The organism is Mesobacillus subterraneus (assembly GCF_020524355.2).
In the GTDB taxonomy this organism is placed as follows: domain Bacteria; phylum Bacillota; class Bacilli; order Bacillales; family Cytobacillaceae; genus Mesobacillus; species Mesobacillus subterraneus_C.
Map to the genome: position 1 here is coordinate 316,316 of NZ_CP129019.1, position 19,731 is coordinate 336,046.

At 43.6% G+C, this 19,731-nt stretch carries 18 protein-coding genes, 1 pseudogene and 1 riboswitch; of the genes and pseudogenes, 16 read left to right on the top strand and 3 right to left on the bottom strand.

All coding sequences use genetic code 11. The annotated features are described in order from the left end of the window. The first annotated feature begins 12 nt into the window (after positions 1–12). Entirely contained in the window at positions 13–852 is an 840-nt protein-coding gene (locus tag LC048_RS01460) for a MetQ/NlpA family ABC transporter substrate-binding protein (protein WP_226601745.1), read from the top strand. 102 nt (positions 853–954) lie between these two features. Next, on the top strand, positions 955–1,326 hold the full coding sequence (locus LC048_RS01465; RefSeq protein WP_226601746.1) for a carboxymuconolactone decarboxylase family protein: 372 nt from the start codon (positions 955–957) through the stop codon (positions 1,324–1,326). Positions 1,327–2,624: 1,298 nt separating this feature from the next. Here the strand turns inward: LC048_RS01465 and LC048_RS01470 are convergent. Then, a complete protein-coding gene (locus LC048_RS01470; protein ID WP_226601747.1) occupies positions 2,625–3,032 on the bottom strand; it encodes a hypothetical protein in 408 nt (135 codons plus the stop codon). A 121-nt stretch (positions 3,033–3,153) separates the two neighbouring features. Between LC048_RS01470 and sufC the strand changes: the two genes are divergently transcribed. The 14 genes and pseudogenes from sufC to LC048_RS01540 all read left to right on the top strand — a co-directional run bounded on the left by sufC (position 3,154) and on the right by LC048_RS01540 (position 18,152). After that, positions 3,154–3,939: a Fe-S cluster assembly ATPase SufC gene (gene sufC / locus LC048_RS01475; RefSeq protein ID WP_226601748.1), complete on the top strand. Its 786-nt coding sequence runs from the start codon at positions 3,154–3,156 to the stop codon at positions 3,937–3,939. 18 nt (positions 3,940–3,957) lie between these two features. Next, complete coding sequence (gene sufD, locus LC048_RS01480) at positions 3,958–5,265, top strand: Fe-S cluster assembly protein SufD (protein ID WP_226601749.1); 1,308 nt, start codon at positions 3,958–3,960, stop codon at positions 5,263–5,265. Continuing rightward, positions 5,265–6,494: a cysteine desulfurase gene (locus tag LC048_RS01485; RefSeq protein WP_306049251.1), complete on the top strand. Its 1,230-nt coding sequence runs from the start codon at positions 5,265–5,267 to the stop codon at positions 6,492–6,494. The genes sufD and LC048_RS01485 overlap by 1 nt, the downstream gene beginning before the upstream one ends. After that, a pseudogene (sufU, locus tag LC048_RS01490) lies at positions 6,484–6,903 on the top strand (Fe-S cluster assembly sulfur transfer protein SufU); the annotation flags it as partial. The gene LC048_RS01485 and the pseudogene sufU, both read left to right, overlap by 11 nt. 300 nt (positions 6,904–7,203) lie before the next feature. Further along, positions 7,204–8,601 carry a Fe-S cluster assembly protein SufB gene (gene sufB / locus LC048_RS01495; protein WP_306049253.1) on the top strand — a complete coding sequence of 466 codons (1,398 nt, stop codon included), beginning with the start codon at positions 7,204–7,206 and terminating at the stop codon, positions 8,599–8,601. 759 nt (positions 8,602–9,360) lie between these two features. After that, positions 9,361–10,209, top strand: coding sequence for a DUF72 domain-containing protein (locus LC048_RS01500; protein WP_226601752.1), 849 nt, complete (start codon positions 9,361–9,363; stop codon positions 10,207–10,209). Positions 10,210–10,276: 67 nt separating this feature from the next. Further along, on the top strand, positions 10,277–11,392 hold the full coding sequence (locus tag LC048_RS01505; protein WP_306049255.1) for a bifunctional metallophosphatase/5'-nucleotidase: 1,116 nt from the start codon (positions 10,277–10,279) through the stop codon (positions 11,390–11,392). Positions 11,393–11,418: 26 nt separating this feature from the next. Then, the gene (locus LC048_RS01510; protein ID WP_306049257.1) at positions 11,419–11,667 is read left to right on the top strand and encodes a hypothetical protein; all 249 of its coding nucleotides are present in this window, start codon (positions 11,419–11,421) and stop codon (positions 11,665–11,667) included. A gap of 122 nt (positions 11,668–11,789) precedes the next feature. Then, positions 11,790–12,092, top strand: a complete 303-nt coding sequence (locus LC048_RS01515) for a YunC family protein (protein ID WP_306050408.1) — start codon at positions 11,790–11,792, stop codon at positions 12,090–12,092. A gap of 258 nt (positions 12,093–12,350) precedes the next feature. Next, positions 12,351–13,460 (top strand): HD-GYP domain-containing protein, encoded by a 1,110-nt coding sequence (locus tag LC048_RS01520; protein ID WP_306049258.1) that lies wholly within the window; start codon positions 12,351–12,353, stop codon positions 13,458–13,460. A gap of 91 nt (positions 13,461–13,551) precedes the next feature. Then, positions 13,552–14,310, top strand: a complete 759-nt coding sequence (yunB, locus tag LC048_RS01525; protein ID WP_226601755.1) for a sporulation protein YunB — start codon at positions 13,552–13,554, stop codon at positions 14,308–14,310. A 66-nt stretch (positions 14,311–14,376) separates the two neighbouring features. Further along, positions 14,377–14,560, top strand: a riboswitch (Lysine riboswitch). A 143-nt stretch (positions 14,561–14,703) separates the two neighbouring features. Beyond that, a complete protein-coding gene (locus LC048_RS01530; protein WP_226601756.1) occupies positions 14,704–16,290 on the top strand; it encodes a Na+/H+ antiporter NhaC family protein in 1,587 nt (528 codons plus the stop codon). A gap of 249 nt (positions 16,291–16,539) precedes the next feature. Next, positions 16,540–18,051 carry a sodium-dependent transporter gene (locus LC048_RS01535; protein WP_226601757.1) on the top strand — a complete coding sequence of 504 codons (1,512 nt, stop codon included), beginning with the start codon at positions 16,540–16,542 and terminating at the stop codon, positions 18,049–18,051. Then, positions 18,051–18,152, top strand: coding sequence for a methionine/alanine import family NSS transporter small subunit (locus tag LC048_RS01540; RefSeq protein WP_226601758.1), 102 nt, complete (start codon positions 18,051–18,053; stop codon positions 18,150–18,152). The genes LC048_RS01535 and LC048_RS01540 overlap by 1 nt, the downstream gene beginning before the upstream one ends. A gap of 36 nt (positions 18,153–18,188) precedes the next feature. Here LC048_RS01540 and LC048_RS01545 read toward each other — a convergent pair whose 3' ends face one another. Together LC048_RS01545 and LC048_RS01550 are read right to left on the bottom strand one after the other, a co-directional pair. Continuing rightward, complete coding sequence (locus LC048_RS01545; RefSeq protein ID WP_226601759.1) at positions 18,189–18,326, bottom strand: hypothetical protein; 138 nt, start codon at positions 18,324–18,326, stop codon at positions 18,189–18,191. 55 nt (positions 18,327–18,381) lie between these two features. Then, positions 18,382–19,329, bottom strand: a complete 948-nt coding sequence (locus LC048_RS01550; RefSeq protein ID WP_264188338.1) for a M23 family metallopeptidase — start codon at positions 19,327–19,329, stop codon at positions 18,382–18,384. Between the last annotated feature and the right edge of the window lie 402 nt (positions 19,330–19,731).

Genomic DNA, 19,731 nt, shown 5'->3' on the forward strand with positions numbered 1-19,731 from the left:
GAGAGATTTGAATTGAAAAAATGGTTATTAGCTCTATTAGCATTAGTATTAACAGCAGGACTTGCAGCTTGCGGAACTTCTGAGGATAACACTTCAGGAGAAGGCGGCAAGGAAGAAAGTAAAAAAATCGTCGTTGGTGCTTCAAACGTACCACACGCAGAAATTTTAGAAGAAGCAAAAGCGCTACTTGAAGAAAAAGGCTATGAAATGGAAATAAAGACGTTCAATGATTATGTTGTTCCAAACCAGGCACTTGATTCAGGTGAGCTTGATGCAAACTACTTCCAGCATATCCCTTACCTGGAGTCACAAATGGCTGAACATGGCTATAAGTTTGAAAATGCTGGTGGAATCCACATCGAGCCAATCGGTGTCTATTCTCAAGACCATACTACTTTGGACGATCTGCCAAAAGGTGCACAAATTATCATGAGCAGTTCTGTAGCTGACCATGGCCGTATTTTGACTATGCTTGAAAAAGAGGGGTTGATCACTCTTAAAGAAGGTGTAGAAAAAGTAAAAGCTACAATTGATGATATTGCAGAAAATCCTAAAGAACTAAAGTTTGATACAGAATATGACGCAGCACTGCTTCCGCAGATCTTCAACAATGGTGAAGGAGATGCAGTATTGATCAACTCTAACTATGCGATTGATGCTGGATTGAATCCACTAAACGATTCGATCGCGATTGAGGAAAGCGATTCTCCATATGTAAACGTAATTGCTGTTCGTGAAGGCGATGCCGACAAACCGGCAATCAAGGCACTAGTTGAAGTGCTTCACTCTAAAGAAATCCAGGACTTTATCCTTGAAAAATATGAAGGTGCAGTTGTACCGGTAAAAGAATAATGAGCTAAAAGCAGGCGCACAGCCTGCTTTTTCTTTTTGCCGCATAACCGACTGCTAAAATTAACATACTAACCGAGAAAAAAGCAGAATGGAGTGGAAGCAATGGAGCATCATTATGAACCTCGGAATTCAACAGAAGCAGCACTGCATGAATATAAACAAGGCCTGGGTGAATTTACAAAAAGAATGCCAGAGCTTGCCAAACATTATAATTCGTTTACGGAAGTTTGTTTTCAGGAAGGGACTTTAACGCAAAAAGAAAAGCAGCTGATTGCATTAGGAATTTCATTGTATTCACAGGATGAATATTGCATTATATATCATTTAAAAGGCTGCCTTGACCAGGGAGCAACGGAAGAGCAAATTCTGGAAGCTGTAGGAGTTACAGCTGCCTTTGGCGGCGGCGCGGCAATGAGCCAGGCAGTGACACTCGTCCAGGAAGCAATGGCTGAACTGAATACTTTGAAGCAATAAAAGCTGTTTTATACAGCAGAACTGGCTGTTAAATAACAGGAAAGGCTCCATTTGGGAGGATATTGCCAGTATTCTAAGAATGGCAGAGGTGAAGTCGTGTTAGGACCCCTTACTCCATCACATCCAAAATTTAACGGTTTTAACCGCTTTGATAGTGGTAAATAAAAGGTGTTAAGATTGCACTATCAAAAAAATCGCTTATTAAAGCGAAAAACCGAAGGGATGATTCACTATTAGTCAGCTAAAACTGAACTACACAAGTGAAATGGAAAAAGCAATGCAAGGAGCTCATGGAATTAGTTACGAGGTATACAGCATGAACCATGACGCAAGAATGGAAGTCGAAAGAAAACGCGAAAGAGACTATATCAAAAGCCAACGGATGGTAGCTGACCTGGACAGAAGAGTCCACTCGTAAGCGATAGTATATATAATAGAAGAAATGTTTTGGGGACCAGTGTATTCTTACACTGGTTTCTTTATTATGTGTTGTTAGATCAAGAGAAAAAAGTTTGTTGTAATGGCAATCGACTCCTTTTGGATCAGACTGGTGTTGATTTATAATTTTGGGTTCGAACCCTGGTCGACTTCGGACAAGATTGGAGAAACCTATCGTATTTTTGTCAGAACCCGCGTCAACTTCAGACAAAATTGAAGGAACCCATCGTGAATTTGTCCGAACTTGGTGCAACTTCAGACAAAGTTGAAGGAACTCCTCATGAATTTGCCGAACCCTGGTCAACTTCAGACAAAATTGGAGGAACCCATCGTGAATTTGTCCGAACCTGGTGCAACTTCAGACAAAGTTGAAGGAACTCCTCATGAATTTGTCCGAACCCTGGTCATCTTCAGACAAAGTTTAAGGAATCCATCGTGAATTTGTCCGAACCCTGGTCTACTTCAGACAAAATTGGAGGAACCCATCGTGAATTTGTCCGAACCTGGTGCAACTTCAGACAAAGTTGAAGGAACTCCTCATGAATTTGTCCGAACCTGGTGCAACTTTAGACAAAGTTGAAGGAACTCCTCATGAATTTGTCCGAACCCTGATCGGCTTCAGACAAAATTGGAGGAACCCATCGTGAATTTGTCCGAACCTGGTGCAACTTCAGACAAAATTGGAGGAACCCATCGTGAATTTGTCCGAACCTGGTGCAACTTCAGACAAAGTTGAAGGAACTCCTCATGAATTTGTCCGAACCTGGTGCAACTTCAGACAAAGTTGAAGGAACTCCTCATGAATTTGTCCGAACCCTGGAGTCCACCGAAAAGAGTAGGATTAACTATTCCTCTTACTTCTAGTACATTTTTTTATAACAGAAGGTAAAAAATAAAATGATGTACGAGCTGTGAGCGGGAAATCCTGATTTGCGGGGCTTGGTCTGGTAAAATGGAGATGAGTGTTGAACATTGCTGTCGCCTATCAGCAAGCTGAAAGGCGGGTGGCGGGAAGTTGAAAGAAATAAAGAGAGAAAATGAAGATTCTTGATGAAATTAATATAAATTAGTTTGTGCTGATTTTTTGGCTCATTGGCGTGAAACTTACGCTTCACTGGATTTTCAGCCACGGCTGAAAAGCTGCCGAGAGTGAATGAAAGGCTGCGGGCAAATGAATTTGCCCGGTCGTTCCCTTCCCACTCGGCATGAGCCAAAAAATCAAATGGAATTTTACAAATGTCTCCAGGGCTCGTTGTATTTCTTTCCACTTCTAAAGTGTTGCTAACACATTCTATTTGTTATAAGATTGTAATGAGAATAAAATGAGAATAGAGTTAAAGACGGCTGAAGTCGGCTTAAAATCTTTTCTATATTGACGGAGGTAATATTATGGCAGGATCTGTATTATCAATTAAGGACCTTCAAGTTGAGATTGAAGGCAAGCAGATATTAAAAGGTGTGGATATTGAAGTTAAAGGCGGAGAAATCCATGCGATCATGGGACCAAACGGTACTGGTAAATCCACTCTATCTTCTGCAATCATGGGTCACCCTAAGTATGAAGTAACAAACGGAACAGTTACGCTTGATGGCGAAGATGTTCTTGAAATGGAAGTTGATGAGAGAGCACGCGCTGGTCTTTTCCTTGCTATGCAATACCCAAGCGAAATTAGCGGTGTAACGAACGCTGACTTCCTTCGTTCTGCTTTGAACAGCCGTCTTGGCGAAGGAAATGAGATTTCTCTTATGAAGTTCATCCGCAAGATGGATAAGCAAATGGAATTCCTTGAAATGGATCTTGATATGGCACAGCGTTATCTTAACGAAGGCTTCTCTGGCGGTGAGAAAAAGCGTAACGAGATTCTTCAATTGATGATGCTTGAACCTAAAATTGCAATCCTTGATGAAATCGACTCAGGTCTTGATATCGACGCTTTGAAAGTTGTTTCTAAAGGAATCAACGAAATGCGCGGCGAAGATTTCGGTTGCTTGATTATCACTCACTACCAGCGCCTTCTTGATTACATCACTCCTGACCATGTACACGTTATGATGCAGGGCCGCATTGTGAAGTCTGGCGGACCAGAACTTGCGCAGCGCTTAGAAGCAGAAGGATACGACTGGATTAAGAAAGAACTTGGCATCGAAGACGAAACAGTTGGGCAAGAAGCTTAAGCGTTGGGGGGATTTATAATGACTACGGAAACGAAATGGGCTTTTGACCAGGAGTACATTACTTCCTTCTCAAAAGAAATGAATGAACCGGAATGGCTGACAGAGCTTCGTGTACAATCTCTTGCAAAAGCAGAAGATACCTCAATGCCAAAACCGGATAAGACGAAGATTGATAAATGGAATTTTACGCAATTTGAAAAACTGCTCGTTAAAAGCGATGTTTTTTCATCAATCGACGAGCTTCCTGAAGAGGTAAAAGCGCTCGTTGACGAAGAAGCAAAGGATAGCAGCCTGTATGTTCAGCGCAACAACAAGCCTGCATATCTTCAGCTTTCAAAGGAAATGCAGGAGCAAGGAGTCATTTTCACAGATATTTTCACAGCGGCTCGCGAATACAGTGATTTGCTGAAGAAGTATTTCATGACTGCCGTTAAGTCAGATGAGCACCGTTTGACTGCCCTTCACACAGCATTCATGAATGGCGGAGCATTCTTATATGTTCCTAAAAATGTTCAAGTGAAGAATCCAATTCAGGCGATCTTCCTTCATGATGATGCAGAAGCGAACCTGTTCAATCACGTACTTGTTGTAGCTGAAGACAACAGTTCTGTAACTTATGTTGAGAACTATATTTCAACTACTGGCAAAGTGAATGGATTGGTGAACATCGTAACGGAAGCAATCGCAGGACAAAATGCAAAAATCCAGTACGGTGCAGTTGATACTCTGGCTGAAGGTCTTACAACTTATGTGAACCGTCGCGGACACGCTGGAAGAGATGCTCGTATCGAGTGGGCTCTTGGCATGATGAATGACGGAAACACAATTTCAGAAAACACGACGAACCTTGTTGGTGACGGTTCATATGGCGACACGAAAACAGTTGTTGTCGGACGCGGTGAACAGACTCAGAACTTCACGACTAGCATCATCCATTTCGGCAAAAATTCTGAAGGCTATATCCTGAAGCACGGTGTTGTGAAGGATAGCGCGACTTCTATTTTTAACGGAATCGGAAAAATCGAACATGGCGCTTCTAAGTCAAACGCAGAACAAGAATCTCGCGTACTTATGTTAAGCGAAAAAGCACGTGGAGACGCTAATCCAATTCTTCTGATCGATGAAGATGATGTAACAGCAGGCCATGCGGCTTCTGTTGGACGCGTTGATCCATTGCAGCTTTACTACTTGATGAGCCGCGGTGTTCCAAAGCATGAGGCAGAACGCCTTGTTATCCACGGATTCCTAGCGCCAGTTGTAAATGAACTTCCGATCGAGGGAGTTAAAAAGCAGTTGGTTGAGGTAATCGAAAGGAAAGTTAAATAATGAACGCCCGCGAAATTCGTGAAATGTTTCCGATTCTAAACCAGGAAGTCAATGGCAGCCCGCTAGTCTACCTGGACAGCGCGGCAACGTCACAAAAACCGGTGCAGGTAATCGAAGCGCTGGATAAATATTATCGCGAATATAATTCCAACGTACACCGCGGTGTCCACACTCTTGGAACAAGAGCGACTGATGGGTACGAAGGATCGAGGGAAAAGGTTCGAAAGTTCATTAATGCAAAATCAATTGAAGAAATCATTTTCACCCGCGGCACTACAACTGCCATCAACACTGTAGCGGCAAGCTATGGCCGTGATAACCTTAAGGAAGGCGACGAAATCGTCATCTCCTATATGGAGCATCACAGCAATATCATTCCGTGGCAGCAGGTTGCAAAGCAGACGGGTGCAACATTGAAATATATCGACTTGCAGGAAGATGGCACGATTTCTCTTGATACTGTCAGAGAAACAGTGACTGAAAACACGAAAATTGTTTCCATCATGCAGGTATCAAACGTACTTGGGGTTATGAACCCGATCAAAGAAATTGCCGAGATTGCACACCAGAATGGTGCAATCATGGTTGTCGATGGTGCTCAAAGCGCTCCGCATATGAAGATTGATGTTCAGGACTTAAACTGCGATTTTCTCGCTTTTTCCGGACATAAGATGTGCGGGCCGACAGGTATCGGCGTATTATATGGCAAGAAGGCACTTCTTGAAAAAATGGAGCCGGTAGAGTTTGGCGGGGAAATGATTGATTTCGTAGGTCTTTACGAGTCAACCTGGAAAGAGCTGCCGTGGAAATTCGAAGGTGGGACACCGATCATTGCAGGGGCGATAGGTCTTGGTGCCGCAATCGACTTCCTGAATGATATTGGTCTCGATAATATTGAGAAGCACGAACACACTCTTGCGGCTTACGCGATGGAAAAAATGTCTGAAATCGATGGCATGACGATCTATGGCCTAAAGGAAGCCGGCAAGCGTGCTGGACTCGTAACATTCAATATTGATGATGTGCATCCACATGATGTAGCAACAGTGCTTGATGCTGAAGGAATCGCCGTACGCGCGGGCCACCATTGTGCCCAGCCTTTGATGAAATGGCTCAAGGCGTCCGCGACAGCACGTGCAAGCTTCTACCTGTACAACACAGAAGAAGATATTGACAAGCTCGTAGCCGGTCTTGTCAAAACAAAGGAGTATTTCAGCGATGTCTTTTAATAATTTAGATAACCTTTATCGGCAAGTTATTATGGATCACTATAAGAACCCTCGCAATAAAGGTGTTTTGGAAGAAGGCAGCCTGACTGTTAATATGAATAACCCGACATGCGGCGACCGCATCCAGTTGACGATGAAAGTCGAAGACGGCAAGGTAGCGGACGCCAAATTTGAAGGGGAAGGCTGCTCGATTTCCATGTCCTCTGCTTCCATGATGACGCAGGCGGTCAAAGGAAGACCTATCGAGGAAGCTTTAAAGCTTTCAACGGTTTTTTCTGACATCATGCAGGGAAAAGACTATGAAGAGGATGATCTTGACCTCGGGGATATTGAAGCACTGCAAGGTGTGGCCAAATTCCCGGCAAGGATCAAATGTGCTACTCTTGCGTGGAAGGCAATGGAGAAAGGGCCTGAAGGAAAAGGAAGACAGCCAATAAGAAAATCATCGCTTGGTGATTACTTGCGCTGTATAAGAAAGTGTAACTTTTTAACTTGGATTAGTGTCTAGCTCCAGCGCCTAGCCCCTCGAGTCGCTTCGGTCCGCTCAGGTGAAGTCAAAAACGACTTCACTGGTCGGCCCTCCAGCGCTTGTCGGGGCTGACCAAGGCGCCTACGCTTTGCTTTTGAGTTGCGGGGGATTGGCCTGCAGCGAACAACTACAAAGCGGGAAACCCCGGTTTCCCTGCTTTAAGAATGGAGGAATTCGACGATGGCTAAAAAAATGCCAGAGATCGGTGATTATAAATACGGATTTTCCGATAAAGACGTTTCCATCTTCCGGTCTAAGCGCGGCCTGACGCGTGAAATCGTTGAAGAAATTTCAAAAATGAAGGAAGAGCCCCAGTGGATGCTGGACTTCCGTTTAAAATCATTGGAGCATTTCTACAATATGCCAATGCCTCAATGGGGCGGAGACATGGCTTCATTGAACTTTGATGAAATCACCTATTACGTAAAACCATCTGAGCGCTCTGAAAAATCATGGGATGAAGTTCCTGATGAAATCAAGGCGACTTTCGATAAGCTTGGGATTCCTGAAGCTGAGCAAAAATACCTTGCAGGTGTTTCTGCACAATACGAATCAGAGGTTGTATACCACAACATGAAGGAAGAGCTTGAAGATCTAGGAATCGTCTTCAAAGACACAGATTCTGCTCTGAAAGAAAACGAAGACATTTTCCGTGAGCATTTCGGAAAAGTCATCCCTCCAACAGACAACAAGTTTTCAGCATTGAATTCTGCGGTCTGGTCTGGCGGATCTTTCATCTATGTTCCTAAAGGAATCAAAGTGGATACACCGCTTCAGGCGTACTTCCGCATCAACTCTGAGAACATGGGCCAGTTCGAGCGTACTTTGATCATTGTTGATGAAGGCGCGCACGTACACTATGTTGAAGGATGTACAGCTCCTGTTTACACAACGAACTCGCTTCACAGTGCTGTCGTTGAAATCATCATCAAAAAAGACGCATATTGCCGTTATACGACAATCCAGAACTGGGCAAACAACGTCTTCAACCTTGTTACAAAGCGTGCGGTCTGTGAAGCGAACGCGACAATGGAATGGATCGATGGCAACATCGGTTCCAAGCTGACAATGAAATACCCGGCAGTCATCCTTAAGGGTGAAGGCGCGCGCGGTATGACATTATCCATCGCAATCGCTGGTAAAGACCAGCACCAGGATGCAGGTGCGAAAATGATCCACCTTGCACCAAACACATCATCAACCATCGTATCAAAGTCAATCTCAAAGCAAGGCGGAAAAGTAACATACCGCGGTATCGTCCACTTCGGACGCAAAGCTGACGGCGCACGCTCAAACATTGAGTGCGATACATTAATCATGGATAACAAGTCAACATCTGACACAATTCCATACAATGAAATCCTGAACGACAACATTTCTCTTGAGCACGAAGCAAAGGTTTCCAAGGTATCAGAAGAGCAATTGTTCTACCTGATGAGCCGCGGAGTCTCTGAGGAAGAAGCAACAGAAATGATCGTCATGGGCTTCATCGAGCCATTCACAAAAGAATTGCCAATGGAATACGCAGTCGAAATGAACCGCCTGATCAAGTTCGAAATGGAAGGTTCAATTGGTTAAAAATAGTTACGGGAATCCACCTGCGTCGGCAGGTGGATTTTTGCATTTATAAAAGCATAGTAATACAGAATGATTACCAGTTTGTTGGAAAAATGTGCAATTAAGAGGATTGTTTACGCAATTAAGAGGAATATTTACGCAATTAAGAGGATTGTTTACGCAATTAAGAGGAATATTTACGCAATTAAGAGGAATGTTTACGCAATTAAGAGCACTGCTTAAGCAATTAAGAGTAATGTTGACGAAATTAAGCGGAATGCTTACGTAGCTATGAGGAATGTTTACGCAGCTAGGAGGAATATTTACGCAATTAAGAGGTTTGTTTACGCAATTAATCAACTTTATAACGGAAATACTGCACTTCATTGGGCAATTATTGAGCTTTAATGTGCGAATATTCCATGGTAGTGTGCAATTCCGGATTTGAATCGTGAACAAATGATATAAGTACTTCTATCATTTGAAAAAGATAGTGATTATCTGAAACTTCGTGGTGATTATCCGAGATTTCGTGGTGATTCGGCGAGATTATGTAGTGGTTACCAAAAAAAGCGGTGATTAATGGCTTAAGTGTAGTGAATGGGAGCCCAATGGTAGTGAATACCGGCTAAAGGCAGTAATGCTTCCTGAAAATGAAGCATCATTTATAACAGATAGCTGTTTTCTCTCTTTAAAAACTGGGAATTAAGGTTAAACGATGTCTTAGTTCTTATTCAGAAGTTAATTATGCTATCATAAAATTAAAATGGAGGTGCACAGATGATTAATGTTGGCTTAACGGGCTGGGGAGACCATAACAGTTTATATGAAGGCAAGGTTTCAGCGCGTGATAAACTGAAGGAGTACTCCAGCCACTTTCCAGCAGTTGAGGTCGATGCCTCTTTTTATGCTGTGCAGCCTGTGAGGAATGCCGCGAAATGGGTAGATGATACACCGAATCATTTTCAATTCATCGTTAAAGCTTACCAGGGAATGACAGGGCACCAACGAGGTGAAATTCCTTTCGCTGATAAAAATGAGATGTTCACTGCATACAAAGAGTCGCTAAAGCCTTATCTTGAGGCGAATAAACACGCAATGACGCTTTTCCAGTTTCCGCCGTGGTTCGACCTGCGCAAAGAGAATGTCGATTATTTGCGCTGGTGCCGTGATCATATGGGGGATATCGACTGTGCGCTGGAATTCCGCAATCAGTCATGGTTTACTGATGATATGCGCGAGAAGACACTGGATTTTATGAGGGAGGAAAAGTGGATCCACAGCATCTGCGATGAACCGCAGGCAGGTCAAGGATCGATTCCGACAGTACTCGAGTCCACCTCCAAAGATAAAGTGCTCGTCCGCTTTCACGGCCGTAATGTCCATGGCTGGAACAAGAAAGGGAAAGGCCAGGATTGGAGGGAAGTCCGTTATTTATATCGTTATAATCATGCAGAATTAAAAGTATGGGAAGAAAACCTGAAAAAGTTAAACGAAAGCACATCACAGGTTTTCGCATTGTTCAACAACAATTCCGGCGGGGATGCTGCTGATAATGCCAAACAGATGGTGGAGCTGCTGGACATAGAGTATGAAGGGTTAAATCCGAGGCAACTGGATTTGTTTTAAGACGCTGGTTCCCTCCTGACAACATGCAGGAGGGTACTTCATTTTTAAAAAGAGGATGGATGGTTAGATGGAAGAAGTTATTCATATATACCATACGAATGATTTGCATAGCCATTTGGAGCACTGGCCAAGCATCCATAAGCTGGTGACTGAGCGGCGGCGCTGGCACGAGGAAGAGGGCGACGAAGTTCTTGTGTTCGATATCGGTGACCATATGGACCGCTGGCATCCGTTATCAGATGCAACCAGGGGAAAGGCGAATTGCCGTCTTTTGAATAAAGCCGGTTATGATGCAGCGACAATAGGTAATAATGAAGGCATCACTCTTCCTTTCGAAGACCTGGATTCGATGTATCTTGAAAAGAATTTCGAAATGCTGATAGCAAATCTATATAATCTGGATGGCAGCAGGCCGGAGTGGACTAAGCCATATCATATATACATAAGCAAAAGCGGGACTAAAATCGGTGTCATTGGCGTCACAGTTAATTTTGCGCGGTTTTATGCACAGCTGGGCTGGAAGCTGAACGACCCGATCGATGAATTAAAGAAATGCGTGGATCAGTTAAAAGGGGAAACAGATGTTATTATCCTCCTGTCACATTTAGGAATTCATGAGGATGAAATGATTGCCGAGATGTTCCCTGAAATTGACGTCATTCTCGGCGGGCATACCCACCATATTTTACACGAGGGAAAAGAAGTTGGAGGCAGCTTGCTTGCAGGAGCAGGGAAGTTTGGGTACTACACTGACCATGTGACATTGAAGCTGGATGGGGAAACAAAAGAAATTCTGAATAAGAAAGCGATACTCTATGATATGAACGAAGCTGATCAGGCTCATGACGAGCTGGAAGTCGCAGAAGGTTATTTCCTCGAAGGCAAAAGGCTGATGGCAGAACGTGTTACCATACTGCCAGAGGATTTAACGGCAGACCCGCTGCAGCATTCGAAGCTTTCCATTATGCTCACTCAGGCACTAAGAGAATGGTGCGATGCAGATTGTGCGTTTATGAATGCCGGGATGATCCTTAAAGGCCTGAAGCAGGGAAGTGTAACGAAGTTCGACCTTCTCGAAATTTGTCCGCACCCAATCAACCCTTGCACGATCAGAATGTCAGGCGCCGAGCTAAAAGAAGTGCTTCTTCAGACAAGGGATGAAAATGGCCACATCTGCAAATAAAGGGCCTTGGTTTCCGCGGCACCGTTATGGGCGTCATGGAGTACGATGGCATTGAGTTTCGGCAAAAAGAGAACGTCACCCAGGTCCTTATCAATGGTAAGCTGATCGTCGCCAAGGAGCACTATACGCTGGCGATTCCTGATATGTTTACTTTCGGCCGTTTTTTCCCAGAAATCCAGCGGGCTGAGGAAAAACGATACTGGCTACCCGAGTTCCTTCGCAATTTACTTGAGTGGAAGCTTGAGTCTTTTTCAAGACAGAGCAGGAAAGCATAATTATTGCGCAGATTTTTTTAGCTTCCTGATATAAGATTAATAACAAATATTTAATCAAAATATCACGCTTTTCCTATCTCCTTCATAGAGTGTTATTGGGATTGAAGGAGGGAGTTGTGATCATGATCGACATGTCACCTATCGAGATTGAAGGCAGGACGTTTTTATGCATATCTGTAAAACTGCCGAAAACAAACCTGCTTGTCGTTACAGGCGATAAAGGATATATTATGTGCGGTGCTCTGGATGTCGCACTTCTCAATGAAAAACTTAAGAGCAGGAAGGTCATTGCCGGCAGGGCGGTTGGCGTAAAAACTATCGAGGAATTGCTTGAGTCCCCGCTTGAGTCCGTCACGTATGAAGCGGAGAACCTAGGAGCAATAAAAGGTATGATCGGCAAAGAAGCATTGCTGCTCATGAATTAAAAAGACAGCCTGGGGGGCTGTCTTTTTGCGTGATGATATTGTGGCAATTGTTAAGAAGCAATGGAACTATCCGATATAATAGTTGATATACTTTTTTCCCAACACAAAAATACAAAAGGTATCACCACTCATATAATTATTGTGATAAAATATAAGAAAATATTGTCGTTTTATGTAAAATTTTCTTGTTTTTTGGCTTATTGCGAAATTATCGCCGAAATGAGCCGCCACCAACTAACAGATAAAGTGGGAATTGACATGAGACTCGTAGCCACCACTTCGGTAGAGGAAGGGGCTTTACTTGGTAAAGTCATCTATAATGATAAGGGCCAGGTTCTTTTAAACGTAGGTGCAAGGCTCGAAGGCAAAATTCTTAGCCGACTTGTAGAGTTTGGTATTGACTATATTTATATCAAAGACCCTGATACAGACGATATCATTGTGAGAAATTCCATTTCTGATGAATTGCGCGTTAATGCGATTATGACGATTGGGGATACATTCAAGCAAGTTCAGCTGGATACGAAGGTTTCACAAACCTTTGTACTGGAAAAATCAGCGAGGGAATTTAAGAAGCTGATCAGTGCTTTACTTGATGAGCTTCAAAGAAGCAAAGAGCTGTTGAATTTGCTGTCCGATGTGTTTCTGCATGACCACTATATTTTTTCTCATTCATTGAATGTTACTTTATATGCCTTGGCGATTGGAATCGAAATGAAGCTGACCCCAAAAGAGCTTGAGCAGCTGGGACTTGGTGCGATTTTACATGATGTTGGAAAAATGATGGTTCCAGAAGAAATTTTAGCAAAACCAGGCAAGCTGACTGCGGAAGAGTTCCAAGTCATAAAAGCCCATGCTGAGGATGGCTTTCAGATGCTCAGGAATATCCCGACCGTCCCGCTGATCGTGGCTCATTGTGCCTATCAGCATCACGAACGTTTGAATGGTGCAGGCTATCCGCGTGGATTGAAAGAGAACGAGATTCACTTATTTGGAAAGATACTTGGTGTGGCTGATGTTTTTGATGCGGTTACTTCTAATCGAGTATATCGTCCAGCGATGCTTCCGCATGAAGGGCTTGAAATCCTCTATTCGGGTTCTGGCAGTCTGTTTGATCCGAAGGTAGTCGATGCCTTCCGAAGATCGGTAGCAATATATCCAGCCGACCTTACCGTCATGTTAAGCGATGGGCGAAAGGGAGTAGTGGCTGAGCAGAATCCTCGGTTGAGTGAGCGCCCTGTTGTTCGTATACTGGAGGAAAACGGACGAAAAGTAGAACCATACCAGCTTGATTTGCAGTCGAACCTAAGCTTGATGATCGTCAGCTGTGATACGATTATTAAGTATGAGTATGCCGCTAATTATTAATTTTTTCAGGTGTGCAGGCACATCTTTCAATACTTTTTAGGCTAGTTCCCCCCTTTGAAGCATACATATAGCTTTAGAGGGGGGATTTATTTTGCCAAAATTCGGCCGGCGGCTGCCTCGGAAAGGGCCCTTGCCTTTCAGGTATGTATTCCTGCTGACATTCGTCTTTTTTTCCTTTTCAACAGCAGCAGGGCTGTGGATCATAGATAAAGGGCTCGAGCCCACATTAATGGATTATGCAAGATCTCAAACAAGAAAAATTGCTACGCTTGTAATCAATAAAGCAATCAATAAGAAGATTGCCAATGGCATGGATATTGATAAAGTAATTGAGTTTGTGCCAGTAGATAACGGAACGACCACTGTAGTGAAATTTAATACTGAAATCATCAACAGGGTAAAAGCAGAAACGACTAACATTGTACAGATGAATTTAAAAGAAGCTGAAAGAGGGAATCTCACCTCGCTTGAGTTGCTATCAGATGTCGAGCTTGTCACCGATGAGGAAGACAGGGAAGCAGGCATCATTTATTATGTTCCATTAGGGCAGGCCACCAATAATGCACTTCTAGGTAATATGGGTCCGAGGGTTCCGGTCAAGTTCAACGCGATTGGTGATGTGACTGCTGATGTAGTCTGGGAAACAGAGGAGCACGGCATTAACAATACACTGATCAATGTTTCGGTTAGGGTGAAGGTCAATGTGCAAATTATTATTCCTTTTTCGACTGAAGTAGCTACGGTTCAAGAAGACATTCCAATTGGCAGCTTCTACTACCCAGGAAAAGTACCTCAATTTTACAATGGCGGAGGATCTACAACACCAGCTATCCAGCTTCCCGGCGAATAAAAACAGTTGTCAAGTTAGCGATATTGTTATATTATAAAATCAATTGAATAATAAACCACATCATTCCGATGGGGTAGAGGCGCAGGATTCAATAGTAGGCTGTGTGAGGATGACAACGTTGATCACAGCTCAAAGGGAATTTTGCCGAAGCAATAGGAAGTGAGTCACATTTTTTATTGCTGGGGATACTTTGAACAAGAGTATCACTGTCATTATGGAGGTATATCCATAATGGGGAGCTACAGATCGTGATGGAGACACTAGTTGCTTATTAAGGGCAGCGATAGAATGTTCTCTATCGTTGCCCTTTTTTGTATTTTTTTAAAAGGAAGCAACTAAACTCTGTTCATGTAAAAGTTTCCCCCTGTCAAAAACAAGGAGGAGAAAGAAAGAATGGAAAACACAATTTTTTCATTGCTGCCGCCATTAGTGGCAATCTTAATGGTAGTGATCACAAGGCGAGTGCTGCTATCGCTGGGGACGGGCATCATCGCAGCGGCTTTTTTGCTAGCTGAATTTAATATCGCAGAAACATTTGCTATCGTGTGGGATGCGGCAAAAGCAATCGTTGTCGCAGATGGAGAACTGAACACATATAGCTTGTACATCATCCTTTTCTTATTATTATTGGGAACCATCACTGCATTCATTTCCATCTCAGGCGGAAGCCGCGCGTTTGGTGAATGGGCGATGAAGCGTGTTAAAACCAGAGTAGGCGCACAGTTAGTCGGCGCATTTTTAGGGATTATTATTTTTATTGATGATTATTTCAATGCTTTGGCAGTCGGCCAAATAACACGTCCGATTACAGACCGACAAAAGGTTTCGCGTGCTAAGCTTGCTTATTTGATTGACTCTACTTCTGCACCAGTCTGTGTCATCTCGCCGATTTCGAGCTGGGGTGCATACATTATTGCTTTGATTGGTACCATTCTTGCTGCTCATGGAGTTAGCGAATATACGGCTTTTTCAGCTTTCATGCAAATGGCGCCTATGAACTTTTACGCACTGGCAGCGTTAGCCATGGTCTTTATCGTTGCTCTTCGAAATATCGAAATTGGACCTATGAAAAAGCATGAAGAACGTGCGATCACTGAAGGAATTGTCGTTTCGCAGGACAAGCCTGTACCGGGAGAACTGAAGGATGACCTTCCTACAAGCACAAAAGGAACAGTTGGAGACCTTGTATGGCCGATTGTAGCCCTTGTCGCTGGAACTGTAGGTATGATGCTTTGGACTGGAGCAAGCGCTGTGGAAGGCAATGTTACCATCCTAGCGATCTTCGAAAACACAGATGTAACGAAGTCTCTTGTTACTGGCGGATTGCTCGGCCTAGCTGTTGCGCTGATTCTGTTTGTAAGGCAGGCAGTAGTTTTAAAAGGCGTTAATGCTAATGTTTTTAGCAAAGGGATTGTTGAGGGCATTAAGTCAATGCTCCCGGCTATTTATATCCTGGTCTTCGCATGGGTCATTGTTGATTTGATTGGAAGACTTGAAACAGGCAAGTATCTAGCTGGTATTGTTGAAAGCTCTAATATTAATACCTCATTCCTGCCGTTCCTGCTATTCCTTGTAGCTGGAATCATGGCTTTCTCAACAGGGACTTCATGGGGATCATTCGGCATCCTGCTTCCAATTGCCGGCGATATCGCTGCTGCAGCTGATATCACGCTCATGCTGCCAGCATTAGCAGCTGTATTGGCGGGCGCGGTTTTTGGTGACCACTGCTCACCAATATCCGATACGACGATTCTTTCATCAACAGGAGCTGGCGCGCACCACTTAGACCATGTCATGACCCAGCTGCCTTACGCATTGATTTCCGCTGCGATTGCATCTGCAGGATTCCTGGTCATTGGATTCACTGGCAGCACTTTAGGAGCACTTGCGGTTGTGGCAATCCTGCTCGTTGCTTTTGCTTTCATTTTTGGAAGCAAGACAACACAGGAAGAAGTGTTAAAAGAAAATCTTGCAGAATAATGTTAAGGCTGTCTGACTTTCAGACAGCTTTTTTCATATTTTTCAAAAAGTAGGAATAGAATCCTAATTAATAGGGAGTATTGGTATAGTTGGGAAAATTTTTTTAGAAAAATTTTATTATGAACTAAATAATATTTTGACAAGCAATTAAAAACTAGCTATACTATTCCTAGACTAAATAATCTGAAAATATAAAACTTTCTAATTATCAACATTTTCCAGATAATTAGAAAGCGAGGGGGATTAATAATGGAAAATCGTCCACAGTGGGGAACGAGGGCAGGATTCATTCTTGCCGCAGTAGGATCGGCAGTCGGGTTGGGAAATATTTGGCGCTTCCCGGGAGTAGCATATGAGAATGGAGGGGGAGCATTCTTCTTCCCATACCTATTCGCACTCTTGACAGCAGGTATTCCAATTTTGATTTTGGAATTCACAATCGGTCACAAATATCGCGGTTCTGCACCATTAAGTTACTTTAGAATCCGTAAAGGAGCTGAATGGATTGGCTGGTGGCAGCTTGCTGTATCCTTTGTCATTTCGACTTATTATGCAGTTATCATCGCATGGGCAATGTCCTACGCTTATTTCTCGCTAAGCAAGCAATGGGGAGACGACCCGCTGACATTCCTTGTGGGTGATTATCTAAAAGTAGTCGACGCTGGTCAGGTTGGAAGTATCGTACCTGGTGTATTCCTTCCATTAGTCATTGTTTGGGTCATTACTCTTGGTATTTTGTTCAAGGGAGTTAAGAAAGGTATCGAAGTTGCGAACAAAATTTTTATTCCTGCACTTGTTATTTTATTCTTGGTAATCGTTGTTCGCGCATTGACTCTTGATGGAGCTGTTGATGGTATCAATGCATTCTTCAAGCCAGACTGGAGCCAGATCTTTAATGGTAAAGTATGGGTTGCGGCTTATGGACAGATTTTCTTCAGTTTATCCATTGCTTTTGCCATCATGATCACTTATTCAAGTTATCTTCCTAAGAAATCTGATATTACAAACAACGCATTCATTACAGCATTTGCTAACTCTTCTTTTGAGTTGCTGGCTGGTATCGGGGTATTCGCGGCATTGGGCTTCATGGCAATGCAATCGGGTCAACCAATCGACCAGGTAGTAAGCAAAGGTGTAATCCTTGCATTCGCGGTATTCCCGCAAATCATTAATGAATTGCCAGCATTCAGCGCAGCTTTCGGAGTACTATTCTTCGTCAGCTTGACACTTGCCGGACTATCTTCATTGATTTCAATCGTTGAGACTTATGTTGCAGGTGTGCAGGATAAATTCAATGTTTCCCGTACAAAAGCTGTAGCAATAGGCGGCGGTCTATCTGCTTTGATTTCGATTCTGTTTGCAACTCAGGGCGGTTTGAACTTCCTCGACTCAGCGGATGCGTTCATCAATAACTATGGTGTTGCTCTTGCAGGGCTTGTCGAAGTTGTCTTTATCGTTTGGGTAGCGAAGGAGCTGAACAGCCTCCGCAGCCACGCTGATGAAATCTCTGATATCCGCCTTGGAAGCTGGTGGGTCATTTCTTTGAAATATATCACTCCAATCGTTTTGGGTATCATGATGGTCATGAACATCCTGACAGATATTAAAACAAGCTACGGCGGCTACCCAGTGATGTTTAATCTTTACTCTGGCTGGCTTGTGGCGATCGGTGCGATCGTTGCCGGATTTGTTTTTGCCAATGTGAAGAAATGGGATAAATCGCTATACGAAATTCCACAAGACAAGGGGGTTTCAAAATAATGGATTTAAGTGCATTAGTAATGATGGTTGCAGGTGTGGTAATTATCTGGGGAGGACTTGCTGCGAGTGTCATTCACGCAGTAAGGAAAGCCCGTTCATAAAATGGAAAGGCCAACCGGAATGGTTGGCCTTTTTGTTTACCAGAAAGTATAAATTTTCCGCTTCGAGAATTGTCTAGCTTCAGCGCCTAGCCCCTCGAGACGCATGTCTATAGCTGCGGCTCCTAACTCCTCGAGTCGCTTCGTCCTGCCGATGAAGTCAAAGAACGACGTCACTGTCAGGCCATCCAGCGCTTGTCGGGGCTGAACAAGGCGCTTGCGCTTTTCATATTTATTTTTTCAGTCTTGCTCTTTCCTGTCTAGCCCACATTTTCAGATGTGGATAGGGATCAAATGACCATTCGGTATACCCATTGTCCTTATACATACCGTAATGCAGGTGGGGAGGGAATTTGCCGCTTGTTCCTGGAGGTCCATACCCGGAGCTGCCAACACCTCCGATTATGGTTCCAGGCTCAACTATTTGCCCTACCTTAAGGTCTTTTGCGAAGCCGCTTAAGTGAGCAAAATAATGGTAAGTGTTATTTATATCGCGAATGCCGACCCGCCATCCGCCGTATTTGTTCCAGCCTTTCATCTCAACGATTCCGTATCCTGTCGCGCGTACAGGCACCCCATAGCCAGCAAATATATCGGTACCTTCATGAATTCGTCTGCCGCCCCAGCCCCGGGCATCGCCCCAGGTATTGTTATAGCTGTGGTTGCTCCTGAGTGGCATAGGAAATACATGTGTATCGAGATTTAACCTGCCGAAATGCTTGTAAATCATCGCTTTGCCAATGATGATCCCAACTGTTTTGTCGCGCTTATAGTAATTCCACAGTCCAATTTTTAAGTTTTCATGATCGGTCCCATAAGAAAGTAAGTATTGTGCAAAAGCCTGGAGTACATCTTCATCATCCTTTAAACTGGCTTTGCCATCACCATTCCCATCGAATCCAATTCCATTGAAAAATTGAATGGAAACGGGATTGTCATCCTCCGGATTAGGATTCAGAAGCCCTGCCCACTCTTCAGGCTTAAAATAAACCCCGGCAACACCTTCAGCCTTAGGCAAATCCTTCCTTGCCTGGCGGACATTCCGCTCATATTGGTCTACCGCAGCAATATAGTACCAGGGAATCTGGGTGACAGCTTCTACTTTGTTATAGAGTTCCATCCTTTTTTTATATACATCTTCTTGCCCCTGCTCAGCTGCAGCTGCATTATTGACGAACAAGCAAGGTGATAGTAAAAAAAGAACGAGAACTGTTTTAAGGAATTTCACCGTATTCCTCCCTTCGAGATATAGGTCCTTTAATTTCCAGCATCAGCGCTTTATTCTTGAAAAAGCCCGTCGAGACGCTGCGGTCCTGCCAATGAAGTCAAAGAACGACTTCGTTGTAAAGGTCTTCCAGCGCTAGTCGGAGTTGACAGTCGCCTCCGCTTTTCGTTTTCGGTCCTGTCAATAAAGGCAAAGAAAGACTTCACTGTCAAGGTCTTCCAGCGCTGGCAGAACTGAACAAAGCGCTTCCGCTTTTCTTGTTATAGTTTGCGATGATGGGGATTTTTCATAAATATTAAATAATGGTAATCGCAAGTTTACCGTACTTGTCGATAGTTTTTCATTGTGTTAAAGTGA